Consider the following 14,266-nt stretch of genomic DNA (forward strand, 5'->3'; position numbering starts at 1 on the left):
CCAATGACGTGGTGTTGGTCGAATAGGATTAACCACGAGATCAGTGTCAGCGGGCCGGGGTCTTCCCGGCCCGTTTTCTCTTGTGCGGCATCCTTTTCGCAACACGGCCCACCGTCGATTTTCAACCTGCGACCATCGCCTGAAACTGCGCCGCTTCATTATCACGCATGATCAGTCTGGTGGCGCGATCGGACCAAACAAACCGAACAGAATCGGCAATTCTACGGTCACATCCAACGGTCGCTTGATTCGTTCGGACCCAAAAATAAATCGGAGATTGTAATGCGAACATTCAGACGGACATCCATGTTGCTGAGCGCAAGTCTGCTTGCGCTGAGTAGCGTTTCGGCACTTGCCGACGCCCCGCAAATGAAGATGACTACCAATATCCCATCGTCGATCACGACGCCGGACAGTGTTGATACGTCAATCGGAACGATGAAGTTCTTTGATGGTGTGCCAGACGGTGCCAGTGTTGCGGCGAGTTATGACTTTCTGGACCGGTCCCGTGCCGTCAACGTCTTCATCAACTCAATCCCGATGATGTCTGCTTACATGCTGCGCGAAGGTCAGGCGAGCATGGGCCTTGATGCGAGCCACAAGATCGGTATCTGGGATAACCTGATGGATTCCAAGACGATCCTGCTGACGGGCAATACCTCTACCATGTACGCGGTCGGGTTCCTCGCGCTCGACAAGGATGGGCCGACCGTGATCGAATTGCCAAAGGGAATGCTGGGCGTTCTTGATGACATGGCCTTCCGCTATATGACCGATCTCGGCGTTGCTGGTCCGGACAAAGGTGAAGGTGGCAAGTACCTGGTATTGCCGCCGGGCTACACAGGTGACGTACCGGACGGATATTTTGTGGTGCAGACCGAGACCAACGGCGTCTGGGTCTTTAGCCGTGGGTATCTGGACAAGAAAATGCCGTTGGATAAAGCAATTGCCGCAGCTTCAAAGAACATCCGCGACGCTTTGAAAGTCTATCCGCTTTCGGCCAAGGACAGTCCGCCGAAGACAGAATTCATCAATCTTTCGGGCAAGGTCATGAATGTGATCGTGCCCAACGATTACAGCTTTTTCGAGAAACTTCATGATCTGATTCAGGGGGAGCCTGATGAGTTTCTTGGGCCGGAAGCCAAAGGTATGATGGCGGCGATTGGGATCGTCAAAGGCCAGCCCTTTGCGCCGGACGATCGGATGAAGAAAATCCTGACCGACGCGGCTGCCATCGGCAATACCGCCGCCCGTGCAATCAGCTATTTCCCGCGCGATCCCGGCAATATGACCTACGGCGAGGACAGCGCTTGGATCACGGCTTTTGCAAACAAGGACACGGCCTTCCTGAAGGATGGGGCATACAACCTTGAGGCGCGTGCGTTGTTCCACTTTGGCTATATCGTTGTCTCGCCTGCCATGGCTGTCACAGTTGCGGGCCAGGGATCAGACTACGCCATGATCGCGGTGGATGCGAAAAAGCAGGTATTGGACGGAGCCAAAACTTACAAGCTGACGATGCCCAAGGACGTTCCGGCCAAGGATTTCTGGGCGCTGACGATGTACGACACGCAGACCCGGTCGCAGCTTCAGACTGATCAGCAATTCCCGACACTGGGCAGCCAGACCGACGGCATCAAGACCAACGCCGACGGATCCTACGACATCTACTTCGCGCCCGAAGCCCCCAAGGGGCAGGAAGGCAACTGGTTGCAGACCATTCCGGGCAAAAGCTGGTGGGCCGCTCTGCGCATCTACGGGCCGGAACAGGCCTGGATCGATCAAAGCTGGAGACCCGGTGAGATTGAACTGGTGGAATGAGGTGTGACTTTGGGGCCGGTCGCAGGACCGGCCCCAAAGCAAACTGGTGAATAGACGTCATGACTGAAATTGAATTCGGCAAAACCGCGCAGCCTGCGAGCGTGGATGGATATTGCCTGATTGATCTGGTCCGCCGGGCAACCGCCAGCGGCGAGATCCGCAACATTGGGCTCTTCTTGCGATGTTCCACCGTAATCACGGCCCGGCTTTGAGGAGGAAAAAATATTTCATATGAACCCTGACATTCGCTTTCCACGATGGACCATCCTGGCAGCTGCCTTGCTTCTTTATGCAACAAGCGGATCATCCACGAAGGCCGACGAGGGCGGCACCAGTTTCTGGCTGCCCGGACAATACGGCAGCTTTGCCGCCGTTGCTCCGGAGCCGGGTGCGTCTCTGGCGATGGTCTCTTATTGGTATTCGGCAAATGCGAGTGCCAGTGAACCTCTGAGCTTTGGCAACGACCTGAAACTCGGCGTCGATGCTGACTATTTCGGTCAGTTTATCGTTCCGGCTTATACACCAGACGCCACAATTCTTGGCGGGCGTCCCAGTTTTTCGCTGGCGTTCATTCCTGCCCGCAGCAAGGTATCAGCGGATATTTCAGTTGGCGGAGTCAGTGCGGCCGCGTCGGATGAAGTGACAGGCATGAGCGATCTGTATCCCACTGCTCAACTGTTCTGGAACCGTGGCGTGCATAACTATATGGCCTATGTCGCCGGCAGCATTCCGGTAGGCAGTTATGATCCGAACCGTCTATCGAATCTTGGACTGGGGCACGCGGCAATCGATATCGGCGGTGCATATACCTTTCTCAACCCCGAAACCGGGTGGGAGTTCTCGGCCACGGCTGGTCTGACATACAACTTCAAGAACAGCGACACGGACTACCAGAACGGTATCGATTTTCACATCGATCTGGGCGCGTCCAAGTTTATCACCGAGCAGATGTATGTGGGGCTTGTCGGATTTGCCTATCAGCAGCTTACGGCTGATAGCGGACAGCCTGCCATCCTTGGTGATTTCAAGGGCCGCACCTTTGGGATCGGCCCGCAAATCGGCGGGATCTTTGAAGCAGGCGGCAAGGAGATATTTGCCAACCTGCGGGGCTACAAGGAATTCAATGTCAAGAACCGGGTCGAGGGCGGCGGCGTGATGTTCACGCTCAGCTTTCCGCTTTGAAAGGCACGATTAAGTGTTCAGGTGGCGTGATCGGACCAAAACGGCTTGGAGGGAAAACCTAGTCTGAAGAAAGAATCGATCCCTGCCTGATCGCAGGGGTGTCGGCTTTCACAACTGAGGAGATCACCATGAGACATCAATCCATCAAGACCCTGATGTGCGGCGCAAGCGCTCTTGCTTTCGCATTCACCCCGGCACTGGCCGAGAGCCCCACGTACCAGAACACAACCGATATCCCCGCAAACGTCGTTACACCGGATCGCACGGAAACGCGGATCGGGACGCTGGAATTTGTGGACGGTGTTCCAACCCCGGCCACGTCACAAGCGCTATGGGATCACCTGGACTTCAGCCGCGCGGTCGAGACGATGATCATGACCACACCAGCGGCGTCGTTGGCCGGATTCCGTAAGGGCCTTCGCCAATTTGGTCCTGACAATGAAACCATGATGTATTGGCATGGTCGCCTTGATTCAAAGGGTCTCTTGCTGACCGGCAACACGACCGTGATTTACACCTTCATGTGGATCGACCTGAAAGACGGGCCGATGATCATGGAAACGCCGCCGGATGTTCTGGGCATCATCGACAACGCCTGGTTCCATTACCTGACCGATTTTGGCAACGCCGGACCCGACAAAGGCAAGGGCGGCAAATACCTTCTGGTGCCACCGGGATATGAGGGCGAGCTGCCCGAAGGCTATATCGTGCGCCATTCCGAGACCTACGGTCATTGGCTCGCAATGCGCGGCTTTATGACCGATTTCGAGGCTGATCCGGTTGTCGACAACATGAAATCCCATTTTCGCCTATACCCGATGGGAGAAGACCCCGAGGAAGTGAACTGGGTCGATATGGCGATGACAGAAGTCAACACACTGCACGCGCAGGACGCAACGTTCTTTGAGGAAGTGAACGAAATTGTTCAGGAGGAGCCGAATTCTGCGTGGAGCGAAGAAGTCCTCGGCTTGATGCGGTCCATCGGCATCGAAAAGGGCAAGCCTTTTGCACCGGATGAGCGGATGCAGGAAATTCTGGCTGAGGCGGCGGCGGTCGGCACCGCCGCGCAGCGCTCGATCATCTGGGCCAATCGCGATGAAAACCGCATCATCTGGCCGGACAGCAAAAGCTGGGAAAGGGGCTTTGCCGGCGGCAGCCACGAGTTTCTTGATGACGGCATCCGCCTGATCAACTCGCGCGTGCGGTTCCACTTTTACGCGACAGGCATCACGCCAGCAATGGTGAAACCTCCGATCGGCGCTGGGTCGCAATATGTGATCGGTCTGCGCGATGCCGAAGGCGCGCCACTTGACGGCGCAAAAACGTATCGCGTGCATGTGCCGCCAAATGTTCCGGCCCGCCGGTTCTGGGACATCACAGTCTACGACAACATGACCCGGTCCATGCTTCAGGTCGACAGCCCTTACCCAGCTGTCACCAGCATCGATAAGGCTGTCGTGCAGAACGACGATGGATCTTGGGATGTCTACTTCGGACCAGAACGCCCGGACGGTGCGGACAACTGGATTCAGACTATTCCCGGCAAAGGTTGGAACATGCTGTGGCGCATCTATGGCCCCGAACAGGCTTGGTACGATGGCGAATGGCAGCCTAGCGATGTCGAAGTGGTCAGCGAATAAGGCCACAGGGTTGAGACCGCCAGCGCTGTGCTGGCGGTCCAGTCCCGCGGACCTAAAACCTGTGCGTTTGGCGCAGTCGGACCAAAACCAACCCCCGGCGAATGGGATGATTCGACCATCATTCAATTTCTAAAAGGAGAAAAGAAATGAAACTCTCTGAAGGGCTTGCCGCACTCGCCGAGAAGGCGAAAAATGTTGAAACACGCGTTGATGAATATACGCGGGAGGAACAGGCCAAACGCGACGCGCTCAAAGAAAAGTGGAGCGCGGAATACGCAAAGGCCGAGCAGGACTGGAACACCGCCTTTGCCGAGGTCGACAGCAGCATGAATGCGTGGTGGTCCGGCATCCAGTCGAACTACGAAAACCACAAGGCCGAGCAGAAAGCGAAATGGGACGCTTGGAAAGCGGAACACGATCTGGCGAAGGCCGAGAGGAACGCAGAAAACGCAGAGGCGGATGCCGCTGCCGCGGTCGCCTATGCCCAGTTGGTCGCCAATGAGGCGCAGGCCATTGCGATCGAAGCCGTCGGAGCCCGTGCGCATGCGGAAGATCTGAAGGGCGGATAAGGGGTTGCCGATTGCTGGGGCCCCAGTCCCGGCACTTTTTTCCTCTCGATGTGAACAAGGAGAACTCACATGACAGACACCACAAGTGACGCGATTGGACGTTTTGGCTTGCGAACGGGACTGAGGCTGATGGCCTCGGCTTGCGTCATCGCCGCAGCCTCGAGTGCGTTTGCACAGCAGGAAAAACCCAACATCGTTCTGATCAATATGGATAACTTCGGCTACGGCGAGCTTGGCGTCTACGGCGGGGGTATTGTCCGGGGCGGCGCCACGCCGCGCATTGACGAGCTGGCCACTGAAGGGATGCGGCTTCTGAATTTCAATGTCGAGGCGCAATGCACGCCCAGCCGTGCAGCGCTACTGACAGGCCGTTATGCCGTACGTACGGGGAACGGTACGGTACCGCTCCAAACCGTGAATTATGGTTTGACCCAGTGGGAATACACCATGGCTGAGATGCTGAGCGATGTGGGCTATGCCACCGCCCATTTCGGCAAGTGGAACCTCGGCCAAGCAGAGGGTCGCTATCCCACCAATCAGGGTTTCGATGAGTGGTATGGCATCCCCAATTCGACCGACGAGAGCAATTGGCCGACGAATGAGATGTTCCTGAAGTGGGCGAAAATAGCGAGAGAGACCGGCAAAACTCCGATGATCAAGGAAACGCATGTTTTATCGGGCATAAAAGGCTCACCGACAGAAGAGGTGAAGGTCTTCGACTCGTCGGTAAGGCCAGAGATCGACCGCGAAGTCACCGACCTTGCCAAAGATTACATGACACGCCAGGCCGAAGCCGGCAAACCGTTCTTCCTGTATCTGCCCTACACCCAGACGCATGCGCCGGTTACACCGAGTGCTGAGTTTAAAGGCAAGAGTGGCAATGGCCACTGGGGTGATATTTTAATGCAGATCGATGCCTATACCGGTGAATTGCTGGATAAGGTGGATGAGTTGGGTATTGCCGATAACACCGTCTTTATTTTTAGCTCGGATAACGGCGGCGAAATGACCCCCACTTTCCAGGGATGGAACGGCCCATGGAGTGGTTCCTATTTCACGGCTAAGGAAGGGTCCTTACGGGTGCCGTTTATTGTGCGCTGGCCTGGCAAAGTTCCGGCAGGCAAGGTCTCCAACGAGATCGTGCACCAGTTTGATCTGTACGCTACATTGGCAAATATTGCCGGTGGTGAGGTGCCGACAGATCGTGTCATCGACAGTATGGATATGACGGATTTCTTCCTCGGAGAAAAAGAAGAGTCCGGTCGAGACGGCTTTGTGATCTATGTCGGTGACGATATTTTCGGCGTGAAGTGGCAAAACTATAAGATGATGTTCAAGGAGCTTGAAGGAGGGCTGGGTAATGGGATACTGAACGAGTTTCCGTTTGTTCGCTTTTTCAACCTTTATGATGACCCCAAAGAAGAATATCCAATGAACTTGGACCCATCATTATTAGATAATTTATGGGTACGTTGGGGGCCTGGGCCGATTCTGGTAGAGCATCAGGAGTCGTTGGCCAAAGAACCAGTAATCCAGCCGGGCACGCCTGATCCGTATGTGCCGCCGGCGAACTAAGCATCCTATCGCATGTTGCGATCGATTGCATTCACCCGCGAAGCAGGACGCGTTCAGCTTTGCAAACGCTGCCTCAGCCTCGCGGGTGGGCACCGGATTCTTCTTGAATGGCGTGATCGGACCAAACGGATGCTTCAGAATCGTTCAGATGTCAGGGATAGATCCCGGGCACTGTCTTGAGCCCTTAACAGTGATTGAGCGAAGGAGACGAAAATGACGTTCTTGAAGCAAATATCCGCGGCCATCATTCTTGGTGCCACGACTGCGGCATTCATTCCACTTGTCAGCGCGGCGCAGGGGACAGACGCTGCATCTCTGGCGCAGGCCAACAATCCTCTCGCGGCGTTCAAGACGTTCAATTTGCAAAACCAGTACAACGGCTCTCTGACTGGAACAGATTCAACTGCCAATTCGTTCTTTCTGCGAGGCGCTCTACCTGTTTCTGCCTTTGGAGGAGATTGGCTGGTACGTGCTACTTTGCCCATCAACGATTTTCCCGATCCTTTCAATGGTGGAAAAACCAACGGACTTGGAGACTTCAACGTCTTCGCGGCTTATCTGATGGATACCGGTAACCCCAACCTTAGCTTTGGTATCGGGCCACAAATCACGGCTCCGACCGCAACCGAGGATGCGACGGGGTCCGGGAAATGGTCGGCAGGTCTGGCCAACGTGTTGTTCAATACGGCCACACCTGGATTTCAGTGGGGGTATCTGTTGACGTGGCAGGCCAGTTTCGCGGGCGACAGCGACCGCGCTGATGTTAATTCAGGCGCATTTCAACCTTTGTTAATCAAGCAAGTGGGCAATGGCTGGTACCTGAGATCAACAGCGATCTGGACCTACGACTTTGAGACTGACAACTACAACATCCCTATCGGATTTGGTGCAGGGCGTGTGGTCACGAAACCAAATGTCGTCATCAACTACTTTGTCGAGCCGCAATATTCAGTGGCGTCCGATGGAGATGGACAGATGGAATGGGGCGTATTTGCTGGCGTCAACTTTCAGTTTGCCAAATAGTATAAATGGAGAAAATGATGCATGGAACTTTGACAGCCGCCCTTCTTGTTTCGACTTGCATGGCCACCAGCGCCTTGGCTCAGGAGGCCCAGCCTGTTGGCGATTTGTTCACCAACCCCGGTGCGCCACAAACCAGCAGCGATTTCCGATCCGCGCCGATGAGCATAGATACCGACTTCGGTAAAATGGAATTCGTTGGCGGTGGATTCCCGACCGAAGAGTCCGCGCAGGCGTTGTATGATGAGCTGGATCTGCAACGCGCCACGCAAGCTTATATGGACTTTTTGCCAGCGCTGTCGCTTTACAGCATTGTGAAATCCCAGGCCCGTGATCTTCAGTTCGAAACTTCGTCAGACATTGGTGTGATGGCGAATTACATGAACTCCAATCAGCCATATCTGACCGGGAACAACTCGACCATCTACGCCTTCGCCTCGCTGGACCTGGGCGTCGACGGGCCCACCGTTGTCGAGATACCGGCGGGGATGTACGGAACCGCCAATGACGCGGTGTTCAAGTACCTGACCGATTTTGGCGCCACTGGCCCGGACAAGGGGGAAGGCGGGAAATACCTTTTCCTGCCCCCTGGTTATGACGGCGCCGTTCCCGACGGATATTTTGTGCTGCGCTCGCCCGGCCACCGGATCTGGACCATGATGCGCGCTTTCGTCGATGTTGGAACCGGCGACAAGGCGGTGGAGTGGTTCGAGCAGAATTTCAAGGTCTACCCGCTTGAGACCGGCCCGCGCGAGGCGCTTTACGTCAACACAAGCGAGGTGGGCATGAACCCGCTTCCTCCAGAGGACGGAACGGTCTTCGAGATGCTGAACGAGATCATTCAGCACGAGCCGTCCGAACTGTTTGACCCCGAGCAACTCGGTCGTCTGGCCACTCTGGGCATCGAAAAGGGAAAACCCTTCGCCCCGGATGCGCGCATGGCCGCAATTCTCGATCAGGGGGCCAAGCAGGGCACGGCTATGTCGCGAGCCATCGTCTACGCATCGCGCGAGACTGATATCCGCTATTGGCCGGAGCGGCAGTGGGAAAAGATGTTCGTTCGCAATACCGAGTTCACCCGGGACAGCGGCGCCAATGACATCGATGCCCGCACGCTGTGGCACTACCAGGCGATTGTGGTGTCGCCCAACCTGCTGTCGACCACCCCGGGTGTGGGGACGGCCTATCTCACGTCCTTCAGGGATGCGAATGGGGGGTTTCTTGATGGGAGCAAGTCCTACCGGCTGAACGTCCCGGCAAATACGCCGGTCAAACGGTTCTGGGCCGTAACGGCCTATGATCCGGCCACCCGCGGACTGTTGGCATCGGACGGCCAAATCACGGTTGGCAGCCCGACAGACCCGGTGGTCAACGCGGACGGCTCGGTGGATCTGTATTTCGGTCAATCGGCACCTGAGGGATTCGAGGCGAACTGGATCAAGACCGACCCATCCAAGGGGTTCTTCACAGTTTTCCGCTTCTACGGCCCGCTTGAAGGCTACATTGAAAAAACGTGGGTTCTGAACGACTTCGAGTTAATTGAGTGATCTCCGCTCCATTGGTTGTAGCTAAAGACACGCGAGGTGCGTGCAGCGTTGCGCACCAGCCTGCTACCGTATTAAGGCACAAGCACTCATCATCAAAACGATAGGCGGTCCGTCTGGCGACAGTACCAATTCCTTGGCTGCCCGTATCTGGAACTACTGCCTGTATGCCACCACAGGCGGACATTCTGGCGCATCGCCTGTCTCAAAGCCCGCCGTCTCGTATGGGCACGGCGACCAGTCGGATTGGATTTTGGAGATTTGGCATGCTTTGAATGGCTGGTATGGGGAATTCGCGCTGCGCTGCCGCAGAACCTGTGTGTCTGTATCGTGTGTCGACGCCACGATCTGCGCTGCAGTCGCATCAGGCTGGTTTATCCTGTGTGGATGGCGTCTGCATTGCAAGGATAAAATGTGTTGATTACGCGGTTGGTCAGTACGGTCCTGTGTCCGGCCTTTGATCGCGGCGTCGATGTTTGCCGCTGGCCTTGATGGGTTCCGCAAACCTGCTCCCAATCGGCAACGCGAACCTGTGAGTTCAGGACAAAGCACGGGATTTCAGGTTTTCGGATGACCACACGTGCCATCATGACATTCGTCTTGCAATTCGGGTTTAGTTAACTCCTTCTATGCCGCTGTTTGGCGGTGGTAGTACGTTTCTTTGGTGAGTATCGCCCAGATGATCCGCGCCGCTTTATTTGCCATCGCAATAGTTGCGAGGCGAACAGGTTTGCGCTCAAGAAGTTGCATGATCCATGGATGCACCCGCTCCGGATACCCACGGGCACGCTGCACCTGAGAGGTCATGCCAATCACAAGTAATCGTCGGAGGTATCGATCACCCTTCTTGCTGATCCTGCCTAACCGCTCTTTTCCGCCACTCGACCTGTTCAACGGCGTAAGCCCCAACCAGGCAGCAAACTCGCGTCCGTTCTTGAACTGCTTGCCATCACCGATAGTGGCCACAATGGCTGAGGCCGTGATGGGCCGACGCCTGGCACTGTCCTGATCCGTTTGGCGCGCTCGTCGATCCGAGCGTGATACTCAATCAGCTTGTCATAGAAAGTCACCCGCTCATCGAGAGCAATAACCTGTTCACAGAGTGTTTTGAGCATGCTCTTCGCCACATCAGGCATGTCCAAACTATCATCCGTCTGGAACGTCTTGATGAAACGCATTGCGGCGACTGGTCCGTTTCCAACCACATGGCCAAATTCACGAAGAAGACCGCGGATCACGTTCAACATCTGGGTCTTTTGGCGGACGATAAGCTGACGCACCCGATGGATGGTCAACAGTGCTTGTTGTTCCTTCGATTTTACAGCGACAAATCGCATCGTGGGTCGCGTGACGGCCTCGCAAATCGCCTCTGCATCAACAGCATCGGTCTTGGCGCGTTTGACATACGGCTTGACGTAGGCCGCAGGCATGAGCCGTACATCATGACCAATTGCGGTCAGCTCACGCGCCCAGTGATGAGCCGACCCGCAGGCTTCGATCCCGACAAGGCAACACGGCAACTTCTCGAAGAACTTGAGCAACTGTCTACGCCGAATTGTTCGATTGAAGACGACTGTACCGTCCGAGGTGATACCGTGAGCTTGGAAAACGTCCTTACCAAGATCCAGTCCTACTGTTGTAACTTCCATGGTGGGGTTCCTTTCCTGACAGAAGATGACTTCTACAGTATGCCGCAAAGCGCGACCGTTGGCTGCAGACGCCATCCACATGGTGTAATCGCGGGATGAGTCGCCATGAAACTTCAAAAGAAGTTGATGGTGGTTGTTCCCCGATAAGATGAAAATACGGGCTCATGACGAGGTGTCTGGCCCAAGCATCATTGGAGAACAGCCATGGCCGATTATATCGGACTCGACGTATCAATGAAAGAGACTGCGATTTCCATTCGGCGCGCAGGTGCGCGCGTTTGGCGAGGGAAATGCAATTCAGATCCAGCGCGAATTGCGCAAATTGTTAGAAAGCGCGCACCCGGCGTCGTGCGGGTGATTTTCGAAACTGGTCCGCTGTCAGTGTGGTTTTATCATGCTTTGAAGGAAGAGGGACTGCCTGCTATTTGTATCGATGCACGCCACGCTAAGGCGGCGCTCGACATGGCGGCGAACAAAACGGATGCAAATGATGCAGATGGTCTGGCTCAGTTAGCTGAGGTCGGTTTTTATCGAGAGGTTCGCGTGAAAGGTTATGACAGTATGCTTGCTCGTTCACTGATAGCTGCGCGAACTCGACTGGTCAGGATCACAGTCGAATTGTCAAACCAAATCCGTGGGCTCATGAAGACGTTCGGATTGATTGTGCCTTCGGGCAAAGGACGCAGCTTTGACGCAAATGTTCGTAGACTTCTGGTGGATCAGACCGAGCTCTCCAACATTCTATTGCCACTGTTGAATGCTTGGCACGACATGCGGATGCGCGCAGCGGATCTTACAAAACTGCTGCTCGCGGTGGCGCGCAAAAGCCACGCCTGTCGACTTCTCATGACCATCCCTGGAGTGGGTGCAATTACAGCCACGTCCTATGCGACAGCTATTGAAGATCCGGGTAACTTCAAAAACTCACGCGCTGTCGGGGCCTGGCTCGGACTGACCAGCCGACGATACCAATCTGGGGAGGTTGATTACAGCGGCAGGGTATCTCGCCGCGGAGATCGACATCTCAGAGGGCTCCTTTACGAGGCCGCACTCGTCATCCTAACCCGGTCAAAGATGCAAAGTGATCTGCGAACATGGGCGCTCAAGCTTAAGGAACGTGTTGGCACGAAACGCGCAGCAGTCGCATTGGCACGCAAATTGGCAGTCACAATGCATGCGATGCTGAAAACCGGATCAGCGTTCAATCCGATTGCTCAACCATTAAGCCTCTAAACACCCTCTTGCGCTCGACATCCTGAGCGCGGCGAGACGTCCCTGCCGGGACGTGGGTTGAGTAATTCCGTTTGATGGGCTGCACCGGCATTCACTGTTGAGTGCGTCATCCACATTGAAAGCTCCACCTGCTAAACCCATCATGCGGCGGCTATATGTCGACCGCGAAGACGACCCTGCACCCGGCATACGAGATCTCGACCCTCAGGAGCAAAGTGCAAGACCAGCTTTGCCAATCTACGTAGGAGCCCGAAAAGGTACCGCGATTGCTGGGTTATGGGAAAAAGTGCTTGCAAAACACTATGCGATTAGACGACCCCATCCGCTCACTTCCAGTTCCGGCAAGTCGCAGCGAAAGGTCAGTTTGGAGTCCACCCGTTTTTGCCCGATCCAATGGCTGGTTTGGTGAAAATCGCTGCGCCGCCAAAATTTTGATGCTGCGCCGCCAAAATTTTGATGCTGCGCGTGCGAGAGAATTTTGATGCTGCGCGCGCGAGAGAATGCTGCGTGAGCGAAGTGGGAAAAACGAATGTCGGGAAAGTCCGGCGACCTCAACCGGTCGATGCAACACACTCAGCGAACTTCTCTGCTGGGGTTTGATATTGCAAGGTCTTGCGAGGACGTTCGTTAAGTTGCCTTGCAATTGCGCTGAGCTTTGCCTGAGAATGAACGGATAAGTCGGTTCCTCTTGGCAAATACTGCCTCAAAAGCCGGTTGGTGTTCTCGTTTGATCCACGTTGCCAAGGTGACTGCGGGTCGCAGAAGTAGACATCGACATCCGTGGCCAGTGTGAAGCGCGGATGATCTGCTAGCTCTTTGCCACGATCCCACGTCAAGGATTTGTAAAGTTCTCGCGGCAGCTTCTGAGCCGACTTGATCAGCGCAGTGACGACGCTTTCAGTGTCCTTGTTCGCGACTTTCACCAACATCACGTATCGTGAATGCCGCTCGACCAGGGTCGCGATATAGCTGTTCTTCGATCCGCCAATCAGGTCGCCTTCCCAGTGACCCGGAACAGCGCGATCCTCGACGGATGCAGGCCTTTCGCTGATGGACACAGCATCTTTAATCTGGCCATTACCGTTGCGCTTTAGGCTGGCATGCTGGGAACGCCTGACTGTGCGTTTTGCGCGCAAGTGCGCCAGCAGCTCCTTTTTGAGAACGCCACGTGCCTGTATATAAAGGCTTCGATAGATAGTCTCGTGTGACACCTGTTTGTGCGCCTCCTCCGGGAACGCCCGTTTGAGCCAACCCGCAACCTGCTCGGGAGACCACTTGCGCCGTAGCTTTGCTGATACTGCGCGGGCCAATGTCGGGTGACAAGCCAGCTTGCATATCTTTGGACGCAGAGCCCGGTTCCAAGCAGCCTGATCTGAACTAGACGCACGATAGCCGACTGATCCGCCATTGCGCCGCACCTCCCGGCTGATCGTTGAGGGCGCACGTCGCAACTGGCGTGCAATCGCACGCAAGGATTGCTTGGTACTCAGCCCGCGGGATATCTCTTCGCGCTCAGAGAGGCTCAATGCAGAACTGCCACGCCTGCGATCCGGCGGCCGTATCCCGCCCGTAGGTGAGATGACCGAAAATACCGACGACGATTGGCGATCAAAGACCCGCCCAATCGAACTCATCGACTCCCCACGTTGCCATCGATCCCAGATCTCGGCACGCTGCTCAGCTGAATAGTAAATCCTGCGACGATACTTCATTCAAAACACTCCATCTCTTTCTAAAGATTAAAGTGTTGCGTCGACCAGTTGAGGCCACCCCGCATTGCAGACCTCCGTGCGAAGCGCAGCGAAAGTCCGCAATCCGCCCTTAGTACCAAATCTACATGCCGCAGCATCGGTCACTAAAGACTCAAAGCTGTCGTTAGATGCACCGTGCACCGATGTCTGCTATGCGGGGCAAAGCGGACCTCCGCGGCTCGTAGGTAAATGCCTGCAATTTCACCCCGACAATGATCGCGGAATACACCCGATATTTGTTCCTGCCTAATTCCGGTGATAGCCGTAAGTGACTTAGGATTG

Annotated in this window: 10 protein-coding genes and 1 pseudogene; 9 read left to right on the forward strand and 2 right to left on the reverse strand. The window is 55.4% G+C overall.

The window, feature by feature from the left end; all coding sequences use genetic code 11:
- Nucleotides 1-282 precede the first annotated feature (282 nt).
- From C1J03_RS03685 to C1J03_RS03715, 8 genes are all read left to right on the forward strand, one after another.
- On the forward strand, nucleotides 283-1,821 hold the full coding sequence (locus tag C1J03_RS03685) for a DUF1254 domain-containing protein (RefSeq protein ID WP_216825894.1): 1,539 nt from the start codon (nucleotides 283-285) through the stop codon (nucleotides 1,819-1,821).
- A 59-nt stretch (nucleotides 1,822-1,880) separates the two neighbouring features.
- Nucleotides 1,881-2,033: a hypothetical protein gene (locus tag C1J03_RS25225; protein ID WP_162798437.1), complete on the forward strand. Its 153-nt coding sequence runs from the start codon at nucleotides 1,881-1,883 to the stop codon at nucleotides 2,031-2,033.
- A gap of 19 nt (nucleotides 2,034-2,052) precedes the next feature.
- Complete coding sequence (locus C1J03_RS03690; protein WP_114883812.1) at nucleotides 2,053-3,003, forward strand: SphA family protein; 951 nt, start codon at nucleotides 2,053-2,055, stop codon at nucleotides 3,001-3,003.
- 128 nt (nucleotides 3,004-3,131) lie between these two features.
- The gene (locus C1J03_RS03695; RefSeq protein ID WP_216825895.1) at nucleotides 3,132-4,643 is read left to right on the forward strand and encodes a DUF1254 domain-containing protein; all 1,512 of its coding nucleotides are present in this window, start codon (nucleotides 3,132-3,134) and stop codon (nucleotides 4,641-4,643) included.
- Nucleotides 4,644-4,789: 146 nt separating this feature from the next.
- Nucleotides 4,790-5,212 carry a hypothetical protein gene (locus C1J03_RS03700; protein WP_114883814.1) on the forward strand — a complete coding sequence of 141 codons (423 nt, stop codon included), beginning with the start codon at nucleotides 4,790-4,792 and terminating at the stop codon, nucleotides 5,210-5,212.
- A gap of 69 nt (nucleotides 5,213-5,281) precedes the next feature.
- Nucleotides 5,282-6,787: an arylsulfatase gene (locus C1J03_RS03705; protein WP_216825896.1), complete on the forward strand. Its 1,506-nt coding sequence runs from the start codon at nucleotides 5,282-5,284 to the stop codon at nucleotides 6,785-6,787.
- A gap of 213 nt (nucleotides 6,788-7,000) precedes the next feature.
- Nucleotides 7,001-7,810, forward strand: a complete 810-nt coding sequence (locus C1J03_RS03710) for a hypothetical protein (RefSeq protein ID WP_254694166.1) — start codon at nucleotides 7,001-7,003, stop codon at nucleotides 7,808-7,810.
- A 14-nt stretch (nucleotides 7,811-7,824) separates the two neighbouring features.
- A complete protein-coding gene (locus C1J03_RS03715) occupies nucleotides 7,825-9,354 on the forward strand; it encodes a DUF1254 domain-containing protein (RefSeq protein WP_216825897.1) in 1,530 nt (509 codons plus the stop codon).
- Nucleotides 9,355-9,978: 624 nt separating this feature from the next.
- On the opposite strand, the pseudogene C1J03_RS03725 reads toward C1J03_RS03715, so the two are convergent.
- Nucleotides 9,979-11,000, reverse strand: a pseudogene (locus C1J03_RS03725) (IS110 family transposase).
- Between the two features lie 204 nt (nucleotides 11,001-11,204).
- Here C1J03_RS03725 and C1J03_RS03730 point away from each other — a divergent pair.
- A complete protein-coding gene (locus C1J03_RS03730; RefSeq protein ID WP_114883818.1) occupies nucleotides 11,205-12,233 on the forward strand; it encodes an IS110 family transposase in 1,029 nt (342 codons plus the stop codon).
- A gap of 551 nt (nucleotides 12,234-12,784) precedes the next feature.
- Here the strand turns inward: C1J03_RS03730 and C1J03_RS03740 are convergent.
- A complete protein-coding gene (locus C1J03_RS03740) occupies nucleotides 12,785-13,945 on the reverse strand; it encodes an IS30 family transposase (protein WP_114883801.1) in 1,161 nt (386 codons plus the stop codon).
- Nucleotides 13,946-14,266: the final 321 nt, after the last annotated feature.

It is taken from the genome of Sulfitobacter sp. SK012, assembly GCF_003352085.1.
Lineage (GTDB): Bacteria > Pseudomonadota > Alphaproteobacteria > Rhodobacterales > Rhodobacteraceae > Sulfitobacter.

Bases quoted from the DNA above. Each gene is read 5' to 3' on its own strand.
- C1J03_RS03715 (WP_216825897.1), top strand. From the start codon at position 7,825: ATGATGCATGGAACTTTGACAGCCGCCCTTCTTGTTTCGACTTGCATG.
- C1J03_RS03700 (WP_114883814.1), top strand. From the start codon at position 4,790: ATGAAACTCTCTGAAGGGCTTGCCGCACTCGCCGAGAAGGCGAAAAAT.
- C1J03_RS03730 (WP_114883818.1), top strand. From the start codon at position 11,205: ATGGCCGATTATATCGGACTCGACGTATCAATGAAAGAGACTGCGATT.
- C1J03_RS03740 (WP_114883801.1), bottom strand. From the start codon at position 13,945: ATGAAGTATCGTCGCAGGATTTACTATTCAGCTGAGCAGCGTGCCGAG.
- C1J03_RS03685 (WP_216825894.1), top strand. From the start codon at position 283: ATGCGAACATTCAGACGGACATCCATGTTGCTGAGCGCAAGTCTGCTT.
- C1J03_RS25225 (WP_162798437.1), top strand. From the start codon at position 1,881: ATGACTGAAATTGAATTCGGCAAAACCGCGCAGCCTGCGAGCGTGGAT.
- C1J03_RS03695 (WP_216825895.1), top strand. From the start codon at position 3,132: ATGAGACATCAATCCATCAAGACCCTGATGTGCGGCGCAAGCGCTCTT.
- C1J03_RS03690 (WP_114883812.1), top strand. From the start codon at position 2,053: ATGAACCCTGACATTCGCTTTCCACGATGGACCATCCTGGCAGCTGCC.
- C1J03_RS03710 (WP_254694166.1), top strand. From the start codon at position 7,001: ATGACGTTCTTGAAGCAAATATCCGCGGCCATCATTCTTGGTGCCACG.
- C1J03_RS03705 (WP_216825896.1), top strand. From the start codon at position 5,282: ATGACAGACACCACAAGTGACGCGATTGGACGTTTTGGCTTGCGAACG.